Source organism: Uliginosibacterium sp. 31-16, assembly GCF_030730865.1.
In the GTDB taxonomy this organism is placed as follows: Bacteria; Pseudomonadota; Gammaproteobacteria; order Burkholderiales; family Rhodocyclaceae; genus Uliginosibacterium.
In genome coordinates, this window is record NZ_JAVALZ010000001.1 from 277,538 (window position 1) to 297,692 (window position 20,155).

General features: G+C 61.5%; 24 protein-coding genes. 7 read left to right on the top strand and 17 right to left on the bottom strand.

What is annotated here, in order from left to right; translation table 11 throughout:
* Position 1: 1 nt before the first annotated feature.
* The 3 genes from Q9Q94_RS01285 to rsmI form a co-directional block, all read right to left on the bottom strand.
* Positions 2–976 (bottom strand): TRAP transporter substrate-binding protein, encoded by a 975-nt coding sequence (locus Q9Q94_RS01285; protein ID WP_305978210.1) that lies wholly within the window; start codon positions 974–976, stop codon positions 2–4.
* Between the two features lie 248 nt (positions 977–1,224).
* The gene (locus Q9Q94_RS01290; protein ID WP_305978211.1) at positions 1,225–1,956 is read right to left on the bottom strand and encodes a FadR/GntR family transcriptional regulator; all 732 of its coding nucleotides are present in this window, start codon (positions 1,954–1,956) and stop codon (positions 1,225–1,227) included.
* Between the two features lie 232 nt (positions 1,957–2,188).
* Positions 2,189–3,055: a 16S rRNA (cytidine(1402)-2'-O)-methyltransferase gene (gene rsmI, locus Q9Q94_RS01295; RefSeq protein ID WP_305978212.1), complete on the bottom strand. Its 867-nt coding sequence runs from the start codon at positions 3,053–3,055 to the stop codon at positions 2,189–2,191.
* Positions 3,056–3,140: 85 nt separating this feature from the next.
* Here rsmI and Q9Q94_RS01300 point away from each other — a divergent pair, with 85 nt between their 5' ends.
* From Q9Q94_RS01300 to Q9Q94_RS01325, 6 genes are all read left to right on the top strand, one after another.
* Positions 3,141–3,503: a YraN family protein gene (locus Q9Q94_RS01300; protein ID WP_371929807.1), complete on the top strand. Its 363-nt coding sequence runs from the start codon at positions 3,141–3,143 to the stop codon at positions 3,501–3,503.
* A complete protein-coding gene (locus Q9Q94_RS01305; RefSeq protein WP_305978214.1) occupies positions 3,493–3,885 on the top strand; it encodes an HIRAN domain-containing protein in 393 nt (130 codons plus the stop codon). Before Q9Q94_RS01300 ends, Q9Q94_RS01305 begins: the two co-directional genes overlap by 11 nt.
* 220 nt (positions 3,886–4,105) lie before the next feature.
* Positions 4,106–4,879 carry an SDR family oxidoreductase gene (locus Q9Q94_RS01310; protein ID WP_305978215.1) on the top strand — a complete coding sequence of 258 codons (774 nt, stop codon included), beginning with the start codon at positions 4,106–4,108 and terminating at the stop codon, positions 4,877–4,879.
* A 137-nt stretch (positions 4,880–5,016) separates the two neighbouring features.
* A complete protein-coding gene (gene argC / locus Q9Q94_RS01315) occupies positions 5,017–5,970 on the top strand; it encodes an N-acetyl-gamma-glutamyl-phosphate reductase (RefSeq protein WP_305978216.1) in 954 nt (317 codons plus the stop codon).
* A gap of 3 nt (positions 5,971–5,973) precedes the next feature.
* Entirely contained in the window at positions 5,974–6,567 is a 594-nt protein-coding gene (locus Q9Q94_RS01320) for a phosphoheptose isomerase (RefSeq protein ID WP_305978217.1), read from the top strand.
* Entirely contained in the window at positions 6,564–7,217 is a 654-nt protein-coding gene (locus Q9Q94_RS01325; protein ID WP_305978218.1) for a BON domain-containing protein, read from the top strand. The genes Q9Q94_RS01320 and Q9Q94_RS01325 overlap by 4 nt, the downstream gene beginning before the upstream one ends.
* 55 nt (positions 7,218–7,272) lie before the next feature.
* Here the strand turns inward: Q9Q94_RS01325 and Q9Q94_RS01330 are convergent, their stop codons facing one another.
* The 11 genes from Q9Q94_RS01330 to Q9Q94_RS01380 all read right to left on the bottom strand — a co-directional run bounded on the left by Q9Q94_RS01330 (position 7,273) and on the right by Q9Q94_RS01380 (position 16,045).
* Positions 7,273–8,172: a sensor histidine kinase KdpD gene (locus Q9Q94_RS01330; RefSeq protein ID WP_305978219.1), complete on the bottom strand. Its 900-nt coding sequence runs from the start codon at positions 8,170–8,172 to the stop codon at positions 7,273–7,275.
* On the bottom strand, positions 8,165–8,818 hold the full coding sequence (locus tag Q9Q94_RS01335; RefSeq protein ID WP_305978220.1) for a response regulator transcription factor: 654 nt from the start codon (positions 8,816–8,818) through the stop codon (positions 8,165–8,167). Before Q9Q94_RS01335 ends, Q9Q94_RS01330 begins: the two co-directional genes overlap by 8 nt.
* Positions 8,819–8,911: 93 nt before the next feature.
* On the bottom strand, positions 8,912–9,331 hold the full coding sequence (locus tag Q9Q94_RS01340; RefSeq protein WP_305978221.1) for a nuclear transport factor 2 family protein: 420 nt from the start codon (positions 9,329–9,331) through the stop codon (positions 8,912–8,914).
* The gene (locus tag Q9Q94_RS01345) at positions 9,328–10,104 is read right to left on the bottom strand and encodes an SDR family oxidoreductase (protein WP_305979462.1); all 777 of its coding nucleotides are present in this window, start codon (positions 10,102–10,104) and stop codon (positions 9,328–9,330) included. Before Q9Q94_RS01345 ends, Q9Q94_RS01340 begins: the two co-directional genes overlap by 4 nt.
* 20 nt (positions 10,105–10,124) lie before the next feature.
* A complete protein-coding gene (locus tag Q9Q94_RS01350) occupies positions 10,125–10,652 on the bottom strand; it encodes a DUF3833 domain-containing protein (protein ID WP_305978222.1) in 528 nt (175 codons plus the stop codon).
* A 17-nt stretch (positions 10,653–10,669) separates the two neighbouring features.
* Positions 10,670–11,935 (bottom strand): MFS transporter, encoded by a 1,266-nt coding sequence (locus Q9Q94_RS01355; RefSeq protein WP_305978223.1) that lies wholly within the window; start codon positions 11,933–11,935, stop codon positions 10,670–10,672.
* Entirely contained in the window at positions 11,932–12,450 is a 519-nt protein-coding gene (locus Q9Q94_RS01360; RefSeq protein WP_305978224.1) for a chalcone isomerase family protein, read from the bottom strand. The genes Q9Q94_RS01355 and Q9Q94_RS01360 overlap by 4 nt, the downstream gene beginning before the upstream one ends.
* Before the next feature lie 2 nt (positions 12,451–12,452).
* Entirely contained in the window at positions 12,453–13,664 is a 1,212-nt protein-coding gene (locus Q9Q94_RS01365) for a cyclopropane-fatty-acyl-phospholipid synthase family protein (RefSeq protein WP_305978225.1), read from the bottom strand.
* The gene (locus tag Q9Q94_RS01370) at positions 13,661–14,419 is read right to left on the bottom strand and encodes a DUF1365 domain-containing protein (RefSeq protein ID WP_305978226.1); all 759 of its coding nucleotides are present in this window, start codon (positions 14,417–14,419) and stop codon (positions 13,661–13,663) included. The genes Q9Q94_RS01365 and Q9Q94_RS01370 overlap by 4 nt, the downstream gene beginning before the upstream one ends.
* On the bottom strand, positions 14,416–15,762 hold the full coding sequence (locus Q9Q94_RS01375; protein WP_305978227.1) for an NAD(P)/FAD-dependent oxidoreductase: 1,347 nt from the start codon (positions 15,760–15,762) through the stop codon (positions 14,416–14,418). The genes Q9Q94_RS01370 and Q9Q94_RS01375 overlap by 4 nt, the downstream gene beginning before the upstream one ends.
* A gap of 25 nt (positions 15,763–15,787) precedes the next feature.
* Positions 15,788–16,045 (bottom strand): hypothetical protein, encoded by a 258-nt coding sequence (locus Q9Q94_RS01380; RefSeq protein WP_305978228.1) that lies wholly within the window; start codon positions 16,043–16,045, stop codon positions 15,788–15,790.
* 83 nt (positions 16,046–16,128) lie between these two features.
* Between Q9Q94_RS01380 and Q9Q94_RS01385 the strand changes: the two genes are divergently transcribed.
* Positions 16,129–17,034 (top strand): MerR family transcriptional regulator, encoded by a 906-nt coding sequence (locus tag Q9Q94_RS01385; RefSeq protein WP_305978229.1) that lies wholly within the window; start codon positions 16,129–16,131, stop codon positions 17,032–17,034.
* Positions 17,035–17,149: 115 nt separating this feature from the next.
* On the opposite strand, the gene Q9Q94_RS01390 is transcribed toward Q9Q94_RS01385, so the two are convergent.
* The 3 genes from Q9Q94_RS01390 to Q9Q94_RS01400 all read right to left on the bottom strand — a co-directional run bounded on the left by Q9Q94_RS01390 (position 17,150) and on the right by Q9Q94_RS01400 (position 20,011).
* A complete protein-coding gene (locus Q9Q94_RS01390) occupies positions 17,150–17,836 on the bottom strand; it encodes a DNA alkylation repair protein (RefSeq protein WP_305978230.1) in 687 nt (228 codons plus the stop codon).
* Between the two features lie 42 nt (positions 17,837–17,878).
* Positions 17,879–18,472: a hypothetical protein gene (locus Q9Q94_RS01395; protein WP_305978231.1), complete on the bottom strand. Its 594-nt coding sequence runs from the start codon at positions 18,470–18,472 to the stop codon at positions 17,879–17,881.
* 171 nt (positions 18,473–18,643) lie between these two features.
* Complete coding sequence (locus Q9Q94_RS01400) at positions 18,644–20,011, bottom strand: TrpB-like pyridoxal phosphate-dependent enzyme (RefSeq protein WP_305978232.1); 1,368 nt, start codon at positions 20,009–20,011, stop codon at positions 18,644–18,646.
* Positions 20,012–20,155: the final 144 nt, after the last annotated feature.

Sequence of the window (20,155 nt, forward strand, 5' to 3'; positions counted from 1 at the left end):
ATTACTTCAGGTCTTGAATGGCCTTCAGCAACGCTTTCTGACGATCCGTCTTGATGTACTTGTCATACACCGGCTTCATTGCATCCTGGAACGGCTTCTTGTCAACTTCGACAATTTGTGCGCCAGCAGCAATAACCTTCTGCATCGAGAACTTGTCCTTCTCATCCCACTTCTGACGCATGTAGGTGGTGGAGTCCTTGGCAGCCTGACGCAGGATCTTCTGGTCTTCCTTGCTCAGTTTGTCGTAGAGCACCTTGGAGAAAGCGATGACTTCCGGAGCCATGGCATGCTCAGTCTTGCTGTAGAACGGTGCCGACTCGTAGTGCTTCCAGGATTCATACGATGGGTAGTTGTTTTCTGCCGCATCGATCAGGCCGGTCTTGAGCGCGGTGTACACTTCACCCATGGGCATCGGCGACGGGTTTGCACCCATAGCGGCGAGCAGGTCAACCCACAGATCGGATTGCTGCACGCGAACCTTGGCGCCCTTCATGTCAGCCAGAGTCTTGAAAGGCTTCTTGCCGTACATCGAGCGAGCGCCCGAATCGTAGTAAGCCAGCAGGACATAGCCTTGCGGCTCGCAGGAAGCGAGGATTTCTTCACCAACCTTGGAGTCCATGAACTTGCGCACGTGCTCGGTGCTGCGGAACAGGAACGGCATCGTCGGCACAATGGTGTCCGGACAGATGTTGTTGAACGGGACGATACTCACGCGGGTCATGGCCAGCGCACCAATCTTCACTTGCTCCATGGCTTCCTTTTCGGAACCCAGGGCGCCATTGGCAAACACCTTCAGCGACAGACGGCCGTTGGTGCGTTGTGCCAGCAGCTCACCCATGTGCTTGACACCACGCACGGTGGGATAGTCATCAGGGTGAATGTCGGACGATTTGAATTGGATCTTTTCTTGCGCAGAAACAGCACCAATAGCACCCAGCGCCATCAGAGCAACAGCCAGTTTTGAAGCACGCATCATCTGTGTCTCCCAGTGTGAAACCAAAAAAACGATCCATCAGCGGATGCCGAAGAATCCTCTTGATAAAACAACCTCCGATTACAGACTTGATCTGACAAATCAGCAATTAGCGAAAACCCTTTGCGACCTGTGATCAAGGCCCTTTCGACGATACCACCGCCTGCATGGCGTGACCGCTACCATGCCCTTCCGTGATTGGTGCGCTGTTGCTTTAAGGCGACAACCGGCACGCCAAACTTGAAACCTGATTACTTCTGACTCGGCCCTTCAAACAGTCGCCGCCGTGCATTACCCAGATGGAAGCGCATGGCTTCGGCTGCATCCACCGAGGACCCCTTCTCGATGGCAGTCATGATTTCACGATGTTCAATCTGCACCATTTCGCGCCATACCCGTTCGCGCTCCAGAGAGAGATTCAGCGCCAAGCGCATACCGACCCGCATCTGCTCGATGATCAACTCCAACGCAGTGACAAAAAATACGTTCTGCGAGGCACGTGCGATCATCAAATGAAACTGCAAATCGTGTTCAACAAAACTGGCGTTGTCATCTGCGTTACGCGCCAGCTCCATTTGATCAAATGCAGCATGAATTTCTTCCAGATCGCGCGTACTGCGCAGATCGGCAGCCAGACCTGCTCCTGCAGACTCCAGAGCCACCCGGAAGGCGAAGCAGCGCTGAACATCCGCAATGCTTTCTATCGGGGCGAAACGTTTGATGTTGCGATCGGGGCGACGCAGCACATAACTCCCCGATCCACGTCGCGATGCGATCAGACCATCCAGACGCAATCGCGACAGCGCTTCGCGCACCGTCGGGCGCGACACTCCATAGCTTTGCGCCAGCTCCGTTTCGGTGGGCAAGCGCCCGCTTTCCGGGTATTCGCCGCTCGACATGGCCTCAACAATGCCGGCATACACGGCATCGACACGATTGCCACTGACTGCCCTGACTTTCTTTTCAGGCTGATTGTCAGCCATGTGGTTTCCTCCCGAAGTGAGCGCATTTTGCCTTACATCTTGTCGATGTTGTAAAGGGGTTGCGCGCAGGTTGCAAAAATTCCCGCAATCGTTTGATCTACAACGAATTCAATGGGGTTTACCCGAAATCAAAAACACAGGGAATACCCTAACTTGTCAGACAGCTTTTAAACAAAATCCACAAGAAGGACAGCCCGCAAAGATCGGAGAAAGCCCCCCGCTCCAGCAGCCGCTATTCCTTGAGTCTCAACGCGTGCTCGTAGAGTGTGTTTTTGGCCACGCCCGTGATCTCGGCAGCCAGCTTGGCCGACGTTTTCAGGGGCAGCTCAGCCAGCAACAGCTTGAGCACACGCTCGGCTTCGGGCGAAATGCCTTCGGCCTGCGGCGCGGGGCCTACAAGGATGACAAACTCGCCACGCTGACGATTCGGGTCAGCAGTAATCCAGGCCTGTGCTTCGCTCAAGGGCATGCGCGCGATCTGCTCGAAGAGCTTGGTCAGCTCGCGGGCAAAGACGATTGCGCGTTCGGGTTCGAACACCGTAACCAGATCTTCAACGGTCTCCAGCACCCGGTGCGGCGCTTCGTAGAACACCAATGCAGCATCAATGCCACGCAACTTTTCCAGTGCGGCCTTGCGGGCCGTGGGCTTCGGCGGCAGGAAACCGTGGAAGTGGAAATGGGCGGCAGCCAGACCCGAGGCGGACAGCGCCGCAATCACGGCGCTGGCGCCAGGTACCGGCACAACCGGATAACCGGCTTCCTGCACCCGCGCGACTAGGCGTGCGCCAGGATCGGACACGGCAGGAGTGCCGGCATCGGTGATCAGGGCAACATGCTGGCCGGATTCGAGCAAGGCGATGATGCGCGTCGCTCCTTCCTGCTCGTTGTGTTCGTGCACCGCCAACATCCTTGCGCTGATGCCGTGTGCATCGAGGAGCTTGAGGCTGTGGCGCGTATCCTCGGCCGCCACGGTGCCAACAGACTTCAGCACCGCAAGCGCACGCAGACTGATGTCCAGCCGGTTCCCCAGTGGGGTCGCGACTACATACAATGCTGGCGAGGCGTGCAGCGGGTTTTCATCTGACAAGAGGATGGCCATGAGCGTGTGGAGCGACTGGAGCGCGAGGTTCAGAAAGGTGGCCGATTGTGTGCTGCGAAGCCGCGTCCGGCAAGCGTCTCCAGCCGTGCAACCTGCGGGCGCCCGCGCAGAGCGGCTTGCCGAGCAGCACCTGATCGCCCACGGCGCAAAGATCCTCGCCCGTAATACACGCTACAAGGGCGGCGAAATCGATCTCATTGCCGAGCATGCGGGCCATATTGTTTTTGTGGAAGTACGCCTGCGCAAGAACAGTGACTTCGGTGGAGCCGCCGCCAGCATTACGCCCGCCAAACAGCACCGCATCGTGCTCGCCGCGAGGCATTGGCTGCAAGGCGCGGGCAGCGCCTACTCCCGGCGTCCCTGCCGCTTTGACGCCGTATTGCTTGATGCACTGGATGACAAGCGCGCAGAGTGGCTGCAGGCGGCCTTCTTCATGGATGGCTTCTGAAATGCCGCGCCAGTGGCTGCTCTGCAGCCTGCTCCTGTTCGGAGGCCTCGCCCAAGCAGAGGCGCCACGCCTGATCATTCAGCGCGTCCCATTAGCCGGTTTCACGTATCACACAGGTCCTGCAATCTGGCCGCTGCTGCACGAAGGTGACACACTCACGCTGATCCGCGAAGCAAACAATCCGCACGACAGTCTGGCGGTTCGCGTAGATTGGCGAGATCAGAAACTGGGTTACCTGCCTCGCACGGATAACGGTGCAGTCGCCCGCGCACTGGATCGCGGCACACCATTGCAGGCACGCATCAGCCGGCTGCGTGAGCATCCGGACCCACGCCAGCGCATCGAGGTGGAGGTCTCGGCCCGACTCCGCTCCGGGCCTTGATCCTGCGCAAAAGAGCCGAGGCTTGCGAGCCCTAGGTGGCCTATCGCAAGTGTCAGTCCTGATAGATTCGGGTAAACTCGAAGCACTCCTTGTGCAGCCTGCTACACTTGCGGGTCCGGTTCTGGCGCCGGAACCGGAAAGCCGTACCAAAGGCGCCACGGGTCACCAAACAGCCCTTCCCCCTGCGAACGGGCTTTTTCATTATCGGGAGAGTTACAGAATGAGCAATCCGTTTGATCTGAAGGGCAAGGTCGCCCTCGTTACCGGCGGCGCACAAGGCATTGGCGCTGCAATCTCGGCCAAGCTGGCTGAAGCAGGCGCCAACGTCATCTGTGCTGACTTCGCACCGATGGCCGCCGAATCGACCGCCGCCATGGACGCCGCTGTCGCCAAGACCGGTGGCAAGTGGTGGTACCTGCAAGCCAACCTGACCGCCAAGGGCGCTCCCCAGAAGGTGATCGACGAAGCCGTCGCACTGGCTGGTCAAGTTGACATCCTCGCCAACGTGGCTGGCACCATCCGCCGCGCTCCGTTCCTCGAGCACACCGAAGAAGACTTCGACTTCGTCATGCAGATCAACCTGTATGCACCGATGTACCTGTCGCAAGCCTTCTGCCGCCACGTGGTTGGCCGCAACGGCAAGGGCAAGATCATCAACATCTGCTCGATGCTCTCCTATCAAGGTGGCATCCTGGTTCCGGGTTACACCGCCTCCAAGCACGGCATCGCTGGCATCACCAAGCTGATCGCCAACGAAATGGGCGCCAAGGGCATCAACTGCAACGGCATCGCTCCGGGCTACATCGCAACCGCGAACACTGCTCCGATCCGCGCTGACGCCGCCCGCAATCAGGCCATCCTGGATCGCATCCCGGTCGGCCGTTGGGGCGAGCCGGAAGATCTGGCCGGCACCGCCGTGTTCCTGGCTTCCTCCGCTTCCGACTACGTCAACGGCGCCATCGTGAACGTCGACGGCGGCTGGCAGGCTCGCTAATCATTGCCTTGCCGCTCCGTCACGGAACGGCAGCATTGATCGCGTACAAACCCCCTCCGAGTGATCGGCGGGGGTTTTCTTTTGAACCTCTCGTTTACAATCCGCTCTGACGCAACAGGTATTCCCCAGAGGCACCCATGACTTACAAGATTTTCATCGACGGCCGTCACGGCACCACCGGACTCAAGATTGACGAGCGGCTCGCTGGTCGCACAGACGTAGAAGTACTGACAATCCCGGAGGACAAGCGCAAAGACCCGGCGGTGAAAGCCGAGTACATCAACGCCGCCGACGTAGTCTTTCTGTGCCTGCCCGATGCCGCTTCGAAAGAATCTGTCGCGCTGCTGAAGCCAGACAATACCCGTACGCGCTTTCTGGATGCCAGCACCGCACACCGCACCAATCCCGACTGGGTCTATGGCCTGCCCGAGCTGCTTGGCCAGCGCGAGCGCATCCGCACGTCCCAGCGCATCGCGGTGCCGGGCTGCCACGCCACCGGCTTCATCCTCTCCGTCGCCCCGCTGGTGGCAGCCGGCCTCGTGCCCGCCGACTATCCACTCACCTGCACCTCGCTTACCGGCTACAGCGGCGGCGGCAAGGAGATGATTGCGGACTACGAAGGCCAGGGCGCCCTGCCGGACCACATGCTCAGCCCGCGCATCTACGCGCTGGGTCTGGGTCACAAGCATCTGCCGGAAATGAAAGTGCTCACCGGCATTGCCCACGCGCCCGTATTCAGCCCGGTAGTCGGCCCCTTCGCGCAAGGCATGCTGGTCTCGGTGCCGCTGCTGCCGCGTCTGCTGAACGGCCTCACGCCGGAAGCGGTGCATGCCGAGCTGAGCCGTTACTACGGCGACGAAGCCTGTGTGAAAGTAATGCCGCTGGGCGGCGGCGAGGTGGTCGAAGCCGGTTTTCTGCCCGCCACGCGCTGCAACAACACCAATCGCGCCGAGCTCTTCGTCTTCGGACATGCCGAACAGATCCTGCTCGTCACTCGCTTTGACAACCTGGGGAAAGGCGCTTCCGGTGCGGCGATCCAGTGCATGAACATCGCGCTGGGCTGCAACGAACTCACCGGCCTGGCGGTCTGAGGCATGGACCTGATCTCTCGCATCGCCCTGCACTTCGAAGACAGCGCCCAGACCAAGCTGGCCTGCGCCGAGGCGCTTTCCATGCCGATTCTGGAAGCCACCGAATCGATGGTCCGCGCCCTGTTATCCAACGGCAAGATTCTCGCTTGCGGCAACGGCGGCTCAGCTGCCGATGCTCAGCACTTCACCGCCGAACTGCTCGGTCGCTTTGAACGCGAACGCCCGGAACTGGCTGCCATAGCCCTGACCACTGACACCTCGGCCATTTCGGCCATCGCCAATGATTACAGCTGGGAACAGGTCTTCGCCAAGCAGATCCGGGCACTGGGCCAATCCGGCGATGTGCTGCTGGCCATTTCAACCAGCGGCGAATCACCCAATGTACTGGCTGCCGTAGAAGCAGCCCATGAACGTGACCTGCGCGTAGTGGCACTGACGGGCAAAGGCGGCGGCATGCTCGCCGAAATGCTCAAAGAGGGGGATGTACATGTTTGCGTACCGCACGATCGGACGGCACGCATTCAGGAAGTTCACATACTGGCCATCCACTGCATCTGCGATGGCATCGATTGTCTGCTGATGGGAGAAGAAACATGACGCACCACACTTCACTGCGCACGCTGGTCACCATATTGTCTGCAGCCGCATTGCTTCAAGCCTGTGTGCCGCTGGCGGTTGTCGGCGTAGGCACGGGAGTCACCTCAACCCTTGATCGTCGCACTTATGGCGAACAGATCATGGATCGCGAGATCGAGGTCAAATTCAACCGCAGCTTCCCTAAGGATCTGGAAGCCAGAACTGCAGCACAGGCGACCTCATTCAATCGCTGGGTTCTGCTGACCGGGCAAGCCATCGACGCCTCCAGCCGCAGCGAAGTGGAGAATCTGGCCCGGGGGCTGGCCAATGTACGCGAAGTTTTCAACGAGATCTCGATCGGCTACCCGGCATCCTTTTCGAGTCGCAACAATGATTCATTCCTTACCACCAAGGTCAAGGCACGCCTCTTCGACTCTCCCTACATCTCGGGCCACCACGTAAAAGTCGTAACCGAGTCGGGGATCGTTTATCTGCTCGGCGAGGTCACAGCAGGCGAAGCACAGGCTGCCACCGAAGTCGCACGCAACACCTCAGGTGTGCAGAAGGTGGTCAGCATGTTCGAAGTCATCTCGCCCGAACGCGCCAAACAACTCAACGCCCTGCCCGAGCAGTCCTCCAGCAGCAAGACGGCCCCGGCAAGCGCAGAGTAATCAGGGAATGGAAAATCCTCGCGAGCAGATGCCGCGAGGATTTCATGCCAGGCGTTCAGGCGCGGGGGAGCGTCAGGCGCAAGATGCACCCTCGCCCACTCTCCGAGCTGATCGACAGATGCCCCCGCATCAATTCCGTCAGGCGACGGGCCAGCACCAACCCAAGGCCCCGGTCTGCCAGCTGCTGACCATACACCGAGCCAGGCACGAAAACCGCAGGCAACTGCTCGGCAGGAATGCCTTCGCTGCTATCCCAGACTTCGATCACCACGACATCGCCACGCAGGCGGCTTCCCAGCACAACCCCGCCCTCTTTGGTGATGGTCAGCGCATGCGCAAGCATGCGATCAATCACCCGCAGCAGAAGGGTCTCGTCAGCCAGCACATGCCGCCGAGTCGTCACACGGCGCAGGTGCAGCTGCCGTTCATGTGCCTCGTCCAGCTGATTGGCAACAGCATGCGAGAACACCTCATCCAGCGCTACAGGCCCCAACTGACAGTCGACCCGGCCTGCCTCAGCCTTGGCGATGTTGAAGACCGCTTCAAGCTGCTCGGAAAGCTGCTGCACGGCCGACTCAATGCCGGCAACCAGCTTGCGCGAAGAGTCCGGCAGGGGATGCGCAGACAAGGTGGCCGCAAACAAGGCAATGGCCTGAGCGGGCTGGCGCAGATCATGCCCCATTGAGGAGAGGAATTCGCCTTCACGCTGCTGCGCGGATACCGGCATCACAGCTGTGTCTGTCGCCTCCGCATCCGCTTCCAGGCAAGCCCGGTAACGACTCAGCAGTACCCAGATCAGGGCCAGCGCTCCCCAGGTAGCCACACACCACAAGACACCAAAAACACTCAGCCCGGCAGCCAGGAGAAAACCCAGGCTGGTAATGAAAATGGCCGAAAGCGCGACACGAATCGTGGAGAGCAGCCTCGCGGAGGAAACCGTGTTGCGCTCAAGCATCTTCCGGCGGCATTGAGAGATTCAGGGTCTGGCCAACCAGAATCGCCTGCGAGCGGGTATTCACACCCAGCACGTGATACACGGAGGTCAGGTGCATCTTCACCGTCCGTTCGGAAAGATCCAGACGCTGGGCGATTTCCTTGTTCGACAGGCCTTCCATCAAACAGCACAGCACACGTTCCTGCTTCGGGCTGAGCTTCGGGCGCGGGCGGGTCTCGCCGGCCTGCAGGGCACGCCCACGCTCCAGCTGATCGTCATAGAAACGACGACCGGACAACAGCGTGCGCACACCATCGATCAGTGCGTTCGGGTCCAGCGACTTGGAGAGGAAACCATCGGCATCCGCCTCACGCGCCAGCTGGCGATAGATCGGAGCGTCCTGACCGGAGAAGATCGCTACCGGCACGCCCGGCACCTCGCGACGCAACAGGGTCATCAGCCGCAGACCATCACTGTCAGGCAGCTTCAGATCCAGCAACACGAGATGAAAAGTCTTGCCGGCTCGCAGAGCAGCGACGGCATCCTGAGCCGATGCAGCACAGACAATCTCGCCTCCTGCCAGCAATGGCTCAAGCATTGACTTGAGTGCATGCTGCAGAAGCGCATGATCGTCGACCAGAAGAACGTTGCGCGCAAAGACATTCATGTTTGTCCACCCGTCTGTGCGGCCGCTTGCCACGGCCTTGTTGGATTCTCGGCAAAAGAGTACCGCAAATCCAGACGGCGCAACATCGGCGCATCACACGGCGCGCAATCTCCGGTAGATCCCCCGCAATGCCCACCCCAGCACGGGAATCCCCATGAACAGGGCGCTTGCCGGGTCCCAGTAATCCTGATGGATGCAAACCTGCCCTTTCGGGTCAAAGCGCAGATGTGTTGCGCCAGGCACCACATGGCGCGTGTCACCTGAGCGGAAACTGAACTCCCAGACCAGCATGGCCTGTTCGCTTCCGCTACAGACATCCTTGACGAGAAAACGTGGATTTTCCACCTGCGTAAACATGTGATGGAAAATTTTCTCGATGGCAGCCACGCCACGCACATCGTTGAAAGGGTCGACGAAATGCGCGTCCGGCGCGTAGAACTCGCCCACCCGCCCGACGCTCTCCAGCGTCAGCGTCTGGTACCAGTCGATCAGGCCTTGCAGGGTGTCATTCATGGTTTTGCGGTGCGGGAGACAAGCGCGAAATACAGCCGGTTCGGCAGCATCTGCAGCATTTTCAGGAATCGCGAAAAGCGCTTCGGGAAATGGATTTCGAATTCGCCGCGGGCGAGCCCCTTGAGGATTTCGCCAGCAGCCTGCTGCGCAGTGATCAGCGCCGGCATCTTGAAATCATTCTGAGCCGTCAGCGGTGTCGCGACGAAGCCGGGGCTGACCAGACTCACGCCGATGCCACGCGGCGCCAGATCCATGTAGATCGACTCGGCAAAGTTGATCAGCGCAGCTTTCGATGCGCCGTACACCGCAGCTTTGGGCAAACCACGGTAGCCCGCAACGCTACCCACAATCACCAGATGCCCTTGCCCGGCGACGAGCATGCCGGGTAACACGGCGGCCACACCATCCATCACACCAAGCACGTTCAGGTTCAGCGTCGCCCGGATGTTCTCCGGCGTCAGCTCCCAGGCCCGCAACGGCTGGTAGGTGCCTGCATTGAAGATCACCACATCCAGCCCGCCCAGAAGCCGCGCTGCTTCTTGCGCTGCAGCCTGCATGGCTGAAGAGTCGCTTGCATCAAGCCTGAGCGCGATGGCCCCCTGAAGATCGGCCACCAGAGCGGCCAGACGCTCGACGCCACGTGCCGACAATACCTGCCGCGCGCTGCGCGCCGCCAGCTCACGCGCCAGCGCCTCACCGATGCCGGTCGAGGCGCCGACGATCCACACCCGCTTGCCGCGCCAGTCCGTGATCTTCGGGTTCAAGGGTTTCATCACGCCTCACTCCTCACGCTTCACTCTTTGGTGAACGACAAGGTGACCTGCCCCAGATCGATACCGAACTTGCTCATGAAAGAACGATTGAGCATCACCTTGTCGTCGATGAGGAACATCCAGTCATCGAAGTTCACTTCATAGACCTTGCCATCCACTGGCAGGGCCAGCACGTAGCGCCAGCGCAGAGCGTTACCGGAGAGTTCGCCGCGCGCCTCGCCGACCACATCCGCTGCCCGCCCGATGTAGTTGCCATCCGGCTGACGCGTCAGCGTCCAGATGCGCTTCTGCGTCGTGCCATCCGAATAGGTGAAGTCCTCGTCCAGCGTCCCCACATCGCCCTGCCAGCTCGCCTTCATCGCCACATGAAAGCGCTTGATCACCTTGCCAGAGCGGTCCTGGAACATGCCCCAGGCATCCAGCTTGCCGTTGAAGTACTGGCGCAGATCAAGCGCTGGTTCCTCGGTTCGATAATCACTCACCTCCACACTAGCACAACCGCTCAACAGCATCAGCAGACCGGCACACACACTCAGGATTCTTTTCATTTTCAAACTCCTCGGATTCACGCGGATTCAATCGCCACTCGCTGCCGCCACAACAGCGCCAGCGCCATGCATTTCAAGATCGCCGGCACCCCGGCATACACCCAGGCCAGCGCCACATGCCCTTGCGCGTCCGTGCTGCCCGGTACATAGCCCAGCCAGGCCAGCAAGGGCAGACTCAGCCCCGCAGCCAGCGCCAGATTCAGCTTGGATACGAAATTCCACCAGCCGAAATAGCTGCCCGCACCACCGCCTTCGCGCTCGATCACATCGGCCAGCGCAGAAGGCGGCAGGGCCAGATCGGCGCCCAGAGCCAAGCCAGACAGCGCACAAATCACGCCGAACGGAATCAGGTCGCCCGCGCCCAACGTGCCAGCCCACACAAACACCAGAATCGACAAGGCCATGCCCGCACCCCAGGCGCGCAGCTTGCCGATGCGCCGGGACAGCCAGACCCACAGCGGCAGGCCCGCCGCACCCGCGACGAAATACAGCGCCAGATAGCCGCCGGAATACGCACCGGCCTGCAGCACATCGGCCACGAAAAACAGCACCAATGACGCCGGGATGGCTGCTGCAATACCGCTCAGGGCGAATACGCCGAGCAGGCGCAGAAAACGCCCCTTGAACAAAGCCTGGATCAGCGTCCCACGCAGCGCCGGAGCATTGCTCACCGGCGCCTGCGGCACGGCAATCAAAGCCGCGGCCGACAACAACAAGATCACCACAAACAGCCAGGACAAACGCCCCAAGCCTTCGGCCAGCGTCGCGCCCATGAATGAAGGCAAAGCCGCAGCCAACACCACTCCAAGCAGCGCAAAGCCCTCGCGCACGGCCACGATGCGGGTCCGCAGATGCGTGTGCGACGAGAGCTCGGCCCCCCAGGCGTGGTGATTCACCGCGGCCAGCGAATAACCCAGATACACGATCAGCAGCATGCCCAGGAGCCGCGCTACGCTTGCCTCTCCAGCTGGGGGGTGGAGCAGACCCAGCAGCCCTGCGGTGAGCAGCGGCACGGCCGCAAAGATCGCCGCGCGACGCAGCCCCCAGCGATCCCCTAATGCACCAATCAGCGGATCAATCACAGCATCCCAGATCCGTGCCAGCAGAAGCACCGCTCCGATGGCCGACAGCGACAAGCCGAAATCCGCGTAGAGCTTGGGTACATGCACGTAGATCGGCAGCGCGACGAAGGCCAGCGGCAGGCCAAGCAGACCGTAAGCGCCGAGTAAGGGCAGCGATCCCTCGCTCAGCGGCGCAGGTGCGGCAAGCGCTGCCTGAGTCATCTTGCCTGTCCCAGCAACTGCAGCCGCAACGTCGGCTCGCGCGTGCGCGCATCCAGCCAGATGCCGAAGAAAGCTGTGGCAAAGGCCGGCTCATTCACCTCGCCCAGCAAAGCCTCGCCCCGGTAGAAGGCCACGCCCTTGCCGGGCAGATTCACCCCCGTGAGCGTGTCGCCTTCGCGCACGTCCGGAAACAGCCTGTCCATGTGAGCTTTCCAGCGCGTCAGCAGCGCCTCGTCATTGATGCCGATGCGGCGCATCTCATCCACGCTGGCGCTGGCAATCCGCACGCCGGAAAAAGAACGGGCGTAGGTGAGCTTGAGCGCAAAGGGACTTGCCGGGTCATACACCGGCCGGCTGCTCCACAGCTCGGCGGTATAAAGCTGCAGCCCGAACCAGCGCATCGTGCCCTGCCCAAGCGCACGCCAGCCCCCTGCCTGCTCACGCACGACATCGGGAATGGCTTGCGCTGCGTGCAGAACACACATCAGCAGCAGACTGAGGCCCAGGCCTTTCATGATCAGGCTCCGCGATGGCTCAGCACGAACTGATACACGTCGGTACTCCTGGCGCGGAAACCGGCTTCGCAATAGGCCAGATAGAACTGCCACATGCGCACGAAGCGCTCGTCAAAACCTTGTGCGCGCACCGTGTCGAGTTTGGCGTTGAAGCGCTGCAGCCACTCGTTGAGGGTGCGGGCGTAATCCAGCCCGAAGGCGTGGGCCTTGTGCACCACCAGCCGCGCCTTGTCGGCTTGCTGATGAAAGATCTGCGGCGAGGGCAACATGCCGCCGGGGAAGATGTAGCGCTGGATGAAATCCACATCCTTGCGGTAATGCGCGAAGAGCTCATCCGCAATCGTGATCGCCTGCACCACCACCCGGCCTTCGGGTTTGAGCAGCGCTCGCAATTGCGAGAAATACGAAGGCCAGTAAGCCTCGCCCACCGCCTCGATCATCTCGATGGAGACGATATGGTCGTACTGCCCGCGCTCGTCGCGATAATCACGCAACACGAACTCCGCCTTATCGGAAAAACCATTCTTCACTGCCCGCTCACGCGCCCAGGCCAGTTGCTCGTGCGACAGGGTCAGGCCGGTCACGCGGCAGCCAAATTCCAGTGCCGCCACCTCGGCAAATCCGCCCCAGCCGCAGCCCACTTCCAGGATATGCTGGCCGGGTTTCACTTCCAGTGTGCGCAGCGCGTGGCGATACTTCTCCAGCTGCGCTTCCTCGAAGCTCTGTTCCGGCGTGGCATACAGCGCGCTGGAATAGCTCATCGATTCATCCAGCCACTCGCGGTAAAAATCATTGCCCAGATCGTAGTGCGCTTCGATGTTCTTCTTCGAGCCGCGCTTGCTGTTCGGGCGCAGGCGGTGCCACACCCAATGCATCGCCAGGCGCAGCGCATTGCCGTGAATCGCCCGCTCCAGCGCCGGGCGGTTCTGCGCCAGCAGGGTCAGCAAGGCCGGCAAATGATCGGTGCTCCACAAGCCCGCCATGTAGTCTTCGGCAAAGCCGATCGAGCCGTGGCTGATGATGCGCTCGAAGACTTGCCAGTCATCCACATGCAAGGTGGCTTGCAGAGGCCCGTTGCCAAGAACGCGTTGCGAGGCGTCCGGCAGGCGCAGCACCAGACTGCCGCCCTCGATGCCCTCCAGCATACGCAATACCAGGGTGGCTGCGCGTGGCAATGCGGTGGCGTGAATCGCGGAAAGGGAATGGCTGTTCATGTTGTTTCCTCTCTGGGGGCTTGAGGTTTTGTGAAGAACTGCACGCGTTTGGCGACAAGCCGCAGCGCCTGCCAGTTGATGCGATACACCACGCCCAGCGTCAGGAGCGGGCAGCGCAGCCAGGCGCGCAAGAGATTGCTGGCGCTCAGCGCTTGCTCCGCGCCGATCAGGCGGGTGGTCAGTTGCTTGTTGCCCTCATCGAAGAGGTCGATGCCCACCGTCAGGCGCTCACCACGCCGGACGAAGTTGAAGTGGTACTCCCCGCGCACCGGGAAGAAGGGCGAGACGTGAAAGACTTTCTGCGCCACCAGCACATCGTCCGGCCCGATCACACGCCGGTCGGCATGCGCGACGAGGTAGTTGTGGTGCTCACCGAAAGTGTTGTTCACCTCGGCAAGCACCGCACGCAAACCGCCCGCCCGGTCGTGGCAATACCAGAAGCTCACCGGATTGAAGACAAAGCCGAAGAGGCGCGGCATGGTCTGCAGCACGATTTCGCCATCGCAGACTTCCGCCAGCCCTTTGTCATGCAGGATGGCGCGGACCCACGGCAGCAGCGGCGAGCCATCGCGCGCGCCATGGTCACGGTTGAAAAAGGAGAACAGGCGGAATTTCTCGATGCCCAGCACGGCCGAAGCAGCCTCGGCCAGTTGCGACAGCGGCAGCCACAGCGTGAACATGGCGTAGCTGAAAGCGTTGCTGGCCGTGGCATGGCGGGCATGCACGACGGAGCCGTAGAGCAGGCGCGGCTTCACACGGGCTCCTTCTGAAGATCAAGGCTGCGCGCCCGCCACGGGGCAACCGCCCCCAGCATCGCCGCGACTTCCACGCCAGACTTCAGCCCGTCTTCGTGGAAGCCATAACCCGTCCATGCGCCGGCAAACCAGGTGTGCTGCTGCCCCTGCAAAGCAGGCAGATACGCCTGCGCGTCGATAGCAGCCTGATCGAAAACCGGATGGTCGTATTCAAACTCCGCCAGCACCTTGGCCGGATTTGCTTCGCGGAAAGGATTCAGCGACAACACCACCGGCGATTTGAATGGCAGCGGTTGCAGCTTGTTAAGCAGGTAAGACACGCTCACCGGGCGCTGATCGGGACTGCCCTCGCCCGCCAGATAATTCCACGCCGCCCAGGCCTTCTCGCGGCGCGGCAGCAAGGTGGCATCGGTATGCAGCACCGCGCGATTCGGCTGGTATTTCACCGCCCCCAGCACGGCGCGCTCGGCCGGTGTGGCCGCATCGCCCAGAATACGCAGGGTCTGGTCGCTGTGGCAGGCAAAGACGATGGCGTCGAAATTCTCGACACCATGGCGACTCTCCACCTGCACGCCTTGCGCATCACGCCGCACCGACAGCACGGGCGAGGCCAGACGCAGATCCGGAATTCCCGGCAACATGCGTTTGACGTATTCGCGCGATCCGCCCAACACCGTCAGCCACTGCGGCTGGTCGATGATCTGCAGCAGGCCGTGGTTGTGGCAGAAGCGCAGGAAGGTGGTGAGCGGGTAGGCCAGCATCTGCTGCGTGGGGCAGGACCAGATCGCCGCCGCCATCGGCAGCAGATACCAGTCGCGAAACGCCGCACCGTAGCCGTTTGCATCCAGATAGGCGCCCAGCGAAACATCCGGCGCTGCGTGATCTCGCGCCAGCCGCGTCGTCTCGCGATTGAAGCGCAGCAGATCGCGCAGCATGCCCCAGAAAGCCGGACGCGCCAGATTGGATGTCTGTGCGAACAAGGCACCGAGGCCCGAGCCGGACCACTCGATATCGCGTGCGCTCAGGCTCACCCCGAAAGACATGCTGCTGTCGAACACAGGCACTTCGAGTTCCCGGAACAGACCGCACAGATTCGGATAGGTGCGCCGGTTGAAAACCAGAAAGCCTGTGTCTACCGGATGCGTGATGCCGTCCACGCTCACCTCGACGGTATTGGCGTGGCCGCCGGCATAGTTGCCCGCCTCGAACAAGGTCACCGCATGCTGGCGCCCGAGCAGCCAAGCCGCGCCAAGACCGGCGATTCCGCCGCCGACCACGGCAATCCGGCGCCGGCCGGAAGAAGCAGAGGGCGCGGGGAAACGTTTTTTTTCGGGTGCATTCATGTTCAAGCTCCAGCAAAGAAATTGATTATTTGTCCAGGACAACATGCAGCGCTTGCGGCCAGATTGTCGAAACTGAGTTGCGATGCAGAATCCGCAACATCAACTCCGCATCCAGATCATCAGAAGCCACATCCGGCCCCTGCGCAGCCACCCCCTGCCCCACCATGAATGCAGAGAAAACCAAGGCGGCGCCAAGAATCCCGGCCATGGATACAAACAACTTCGGCAGACTTCCAGCCATCTTTCCGGCCGCAGATCTCGCTTCACGCAGATTGGTTTTCATTGTGCTTTGTCCTGGACAATTCAAGCTCATGTAGCTACCATAGCCATTAGATTGATCCACGTCAACGTTTTGTCCAGGACAAAATGAACAAAACAGAAATCATCCCGGCAGGTTTGCCGATTGCCGCCGTTGAGCGCGATACAGGTCTGCTCAAGGACACCTTGCGTGTCTGGGAGCGCCGCTACGGCTTCCCGCAGCCGCTGCGCGACGCGAACGGCGAACGCCTGTACCCGCCCGAGCAGATCGCCCGGCTCCGCCAGATCAAACGTCTGATCGACCAGGGCATGCGCCCCGGCAAGATTTTCGCGGCTGACGACGCCACGCTTGGTGAATGGCTGGGCAAAGAAGAAAGCCGTCAGGCCGCGCCGGCTCAGTGCGCCGAGCTGATCGCTCTGCTGCAAGCACAGCGCAGCGAGGAGCTGCGCAGCGCCCTGCAGCAGAACCTGCTCCGGCATGGCTTGCAGCGCTTCGTGGTTGAGCTGGTGGCACCGCTGAATATCGAAGTCGGGCTGGCCTGGCTGCGTGGCGAGATCACGGTGGGCGAAGAGCACCTGTACACCGAGCAATTGCAGAACGTGTTGCGCGGTGCCGTACACGCCCTGCGCATTCCGGGGGCACAGCCGCGCATTCTGCTGACCACCCTGCCCGACGAATTGCACAGCCTCGGCCTGCTGATGGCCGAAGCCCTGCTCGTGCCCGAGGGTGCGCACTGCACCTCACTCGGTACCCAGACCCCGCTGGGCGATATCGTCAGCACGGCCACGGGCGGCGCGTTCGATATCGTCGCGCTCTCCTTCAGCCCCCACTACCCAGCCCGTCAGGCCTGGGCCCACCTTGCAGAGCTGCGCCGCCTGCTGCCGGCCAGCATCGCCCTGTGGGCCGGCGGCCGCCATCTGTGCGAACGAGCACCCGCCATCGAAGGCTTGCGCTATCTCGCCGAGATTGACGAAGTGCTGATCGCGCTGGAGGCGTGGCGAGCGCCCGCCTGAAGAGCCGCACCGGACAAGGCTCTCCAGCAAGGCATCCTGCACAGGCAAGCGCAACAAGCCTTTTCAAGGTTTGTGACTGAAGAAGCTTGCCAGATGCGGATCTACAGAAGAGGAATCAGAGACGCTTGAGCGCCTCGCGCCGGGTCAGGCCGGAAACCTGATCGGCATGCGCCGCCAGCCATTCGCGCACCCAGTCCGGATCAGTACGGGCGAACTGGCGCAGCGCCCAGCCCATCGCCTTGCGAATGAAGAAATCCGGCTGATCCAGATTGGCGCTCAGGATCGCCGCGAGACGCGCCCTGTCCGTCTCGCCGGCATACATGAGCTGATGCAGGATCGCCACCCGCCGCAACCACATATCCTCGTGCGTGGCATACGCATCCAGCCGTACACGCAGCGACGGCGCGCGGCGACAAAGCCCGCCATACACATGCGCCGCCAGCAGATCGACCGAATCCCACCAGGCCTTCGCCCGCACCAGCGCCGCCAGTTGTGGCTCATGCCGCGTCTCGAAGCGCGCCGCAAACTTCACCAGCAGATCCACCGCCACATACTGACACTCGCGCTCATCAAACGCCCACAGCGCTTCCGCTACCGCCAGCAGCCAGTCCGCCTCCGGTGCCTTGCCCAGACTCGCAAAAGCCGGCTTCACCGCCGCGCGCCGGGCTGGCGTCGGAATGCCGAAAAACGCGAAACGCTGCTTCATGTAAGCCGCCATCGGTGCGGCGCGCGCAGGATCAGCCTGCGCCGCCAGCAGCAGGCGCAGATCGGTGGCGAATTGCTCCGGCAAGGGGCTGCTCATGGCGGGGATGATGACATGCGCAGCCCTCTCTGCCCGGCAGGATTACTCGAAGAACGCAGGCGCAAACAGCGGTCCGATCGTGCCGAACAACGCCAGGGCCCAGAAAATCACCCCGAGGACGATCCACACGATATTGGCGCCGGAAAACTCCTTGTTGCTGAGCCCCTGCGGATCCTTGCAGGCAGCATTCACTGCGCCTTGTGCAAGATTCAGGAGCGCTGCCATCACGAACAGCGTGGCAAGGGAGATCAGCCCGGTCCAGGGTTCGCCAATATCCTTGGCGGACAGACGATCCGCCACGTTTGAAATGAGCGTGATGATGACCAGCGGCGTCGCCACCGATCCGGCATTCCAGGCGTAGCTCAGGCCGTTGCGGCGCAGCCCATCGCTGATGGCGCGGAACAGCGAATGAATGAAAAACACCTGAAAGATCGCTCGCGGCAGCGGCCAGATGGACAAGCCATGCGCCTGCTTCTGCTGCTTCCAGTTGCGGTAGTACCAATAGATGCCGTAAAGGCCCAGCGTCGACAAATACAGCGTCAGAAACTTGCTCTTCGAGACGACGTAAAACTCTTCCAGCACCCCATCGTCAATTTCCAGATCTGCCTTGGGTGGTGCGTAAACATCTGCGTCCATGCCGAAACTCCCTGATGCAAAATGACTCGACTATACCGCCTGCAGACACCTTCCTGAAGAGGCGCATGCAGCCTTGATCTGCGAAGCACATGCCTGCAGGCCCAACGAATAAAAGCCTCTGCAGACAGGGTAGCTGCAGAGGCTTGCCGGATGCGGCTTTTCAGGCAACGATCAGCTGGAAACCTGCGGCAACAGGCTCAACGCCATCGCCAGTTCCTTCTCGTCGTAATCCTGATCGACCAGCTTGCCGTCGAAGTAAGCCTGATAGGCGGACATATCCATATGGCCGTGGCCGGACAGGCAGAACAGGATGGTTTCGGCCTTGCCCTCGCGCTTGCAGCGCAGAGCCTCTTCGACCGCGCCCTTGACGGCATGCGTGGCTTCCGGCGCCGGCACGATGCCCTCCGTGCGGGCAAACAGCACGCCGGCCTCGAAGCAGGCTTTCTGCTGATAGGCCTGCGCCTCGATCAGGCCAAGGCTGGCAATGTGGCTGACCATCGGCGCCATGCCGTGGTAACGCAAACCACCGGCGTGGAAGCCGGGCGGCGTGAAGGTCGAACCGAGGGTGTGCATCTTCACCAGCGGGGTGAGATGCGAGGTGTCGCCGAAGTCGTAGGCGAACTTGCCACGCGACAGGCTCGGGCAGGCGGCTGGCTCCACCGCGACGAAACGGCGCCTGGCATGCTCGCCACGCAACTGCTGGCCCATGAAGGGAAAGGCGATGCCGGCGAAATTGGAGCCACCGCCGGTGCAGCCGATGATCACGTCCGGATCATCGCCGGCCATCTCCATCTGCAGGATGGCTTCCTGACCGACGATGGTCTGGTGCAGCAGCACATGATTGAGCACCGAGCCCAGCGCGTACTTGGTATCTTCATTCTGCGCGGCGACTTCAACCGCCTCGGAAATGGCCAGCCCGAGCGAGCCCATGAAATTGGGGTCTTTCGCCAGCGCAGCACGGCCGGCTTCGGTGGTATTCGATGGCGAGGGCAGGCACTGCGCGCCCCAGGTTTCCATCATGGCGCGACGATAAGGCTTCTGGTCGTAGGACACGCGCACCTGGTAGACCGTCACGTCCAGCCCGAAGAGTCCGCCAGCGAAAGCCAGCGAGGAGCCCCACTGGCCCGCGCCGGTCTCGGTGCACAGCTTCTTCACCCCTTCCTGGGCGTTGTACCAGGCCTGCGGCACGGCGGAGTTGGGCTTGTGGCTGCCGGCGGGCGACACGCCTTCATACTTGAAATAGATCTTCGCCGGCGTGCCGAGCGCCTGCTCCAGGCGACGCGCGCGAAACAGCGGGGCGGGCCGCCACATCTTGAATACCTCGCGCACCGGATCGGGAATCTCGATGTAGCGCTCCTGCGACATCTCCTGCGCGATGATCGCCTTGGGGAACAGCGGCGCCAGATCGTCGGGCCCGACCGGCTGACCGGTTACCGGATGCAGCGGCGGCGCCTGCGGCACCGGCAGGTCGGCAGCGATGTTGTACCAATGACCCGGCAGGCGGGCCTCTTCAAGCAGATAACGATTGCGATCGGGCATTACATGTCTCCAGCGTGGTGTTTCAGGGAAAACCACAGCCTAAGCGAGCCGCTCACGAACGCCAATGACCTGTGCCAAACGCCCACCCATTACCCCTCCCCCACAAGGCTCGCCGATAGTGCCTCACACGCTCCACCTCAACAC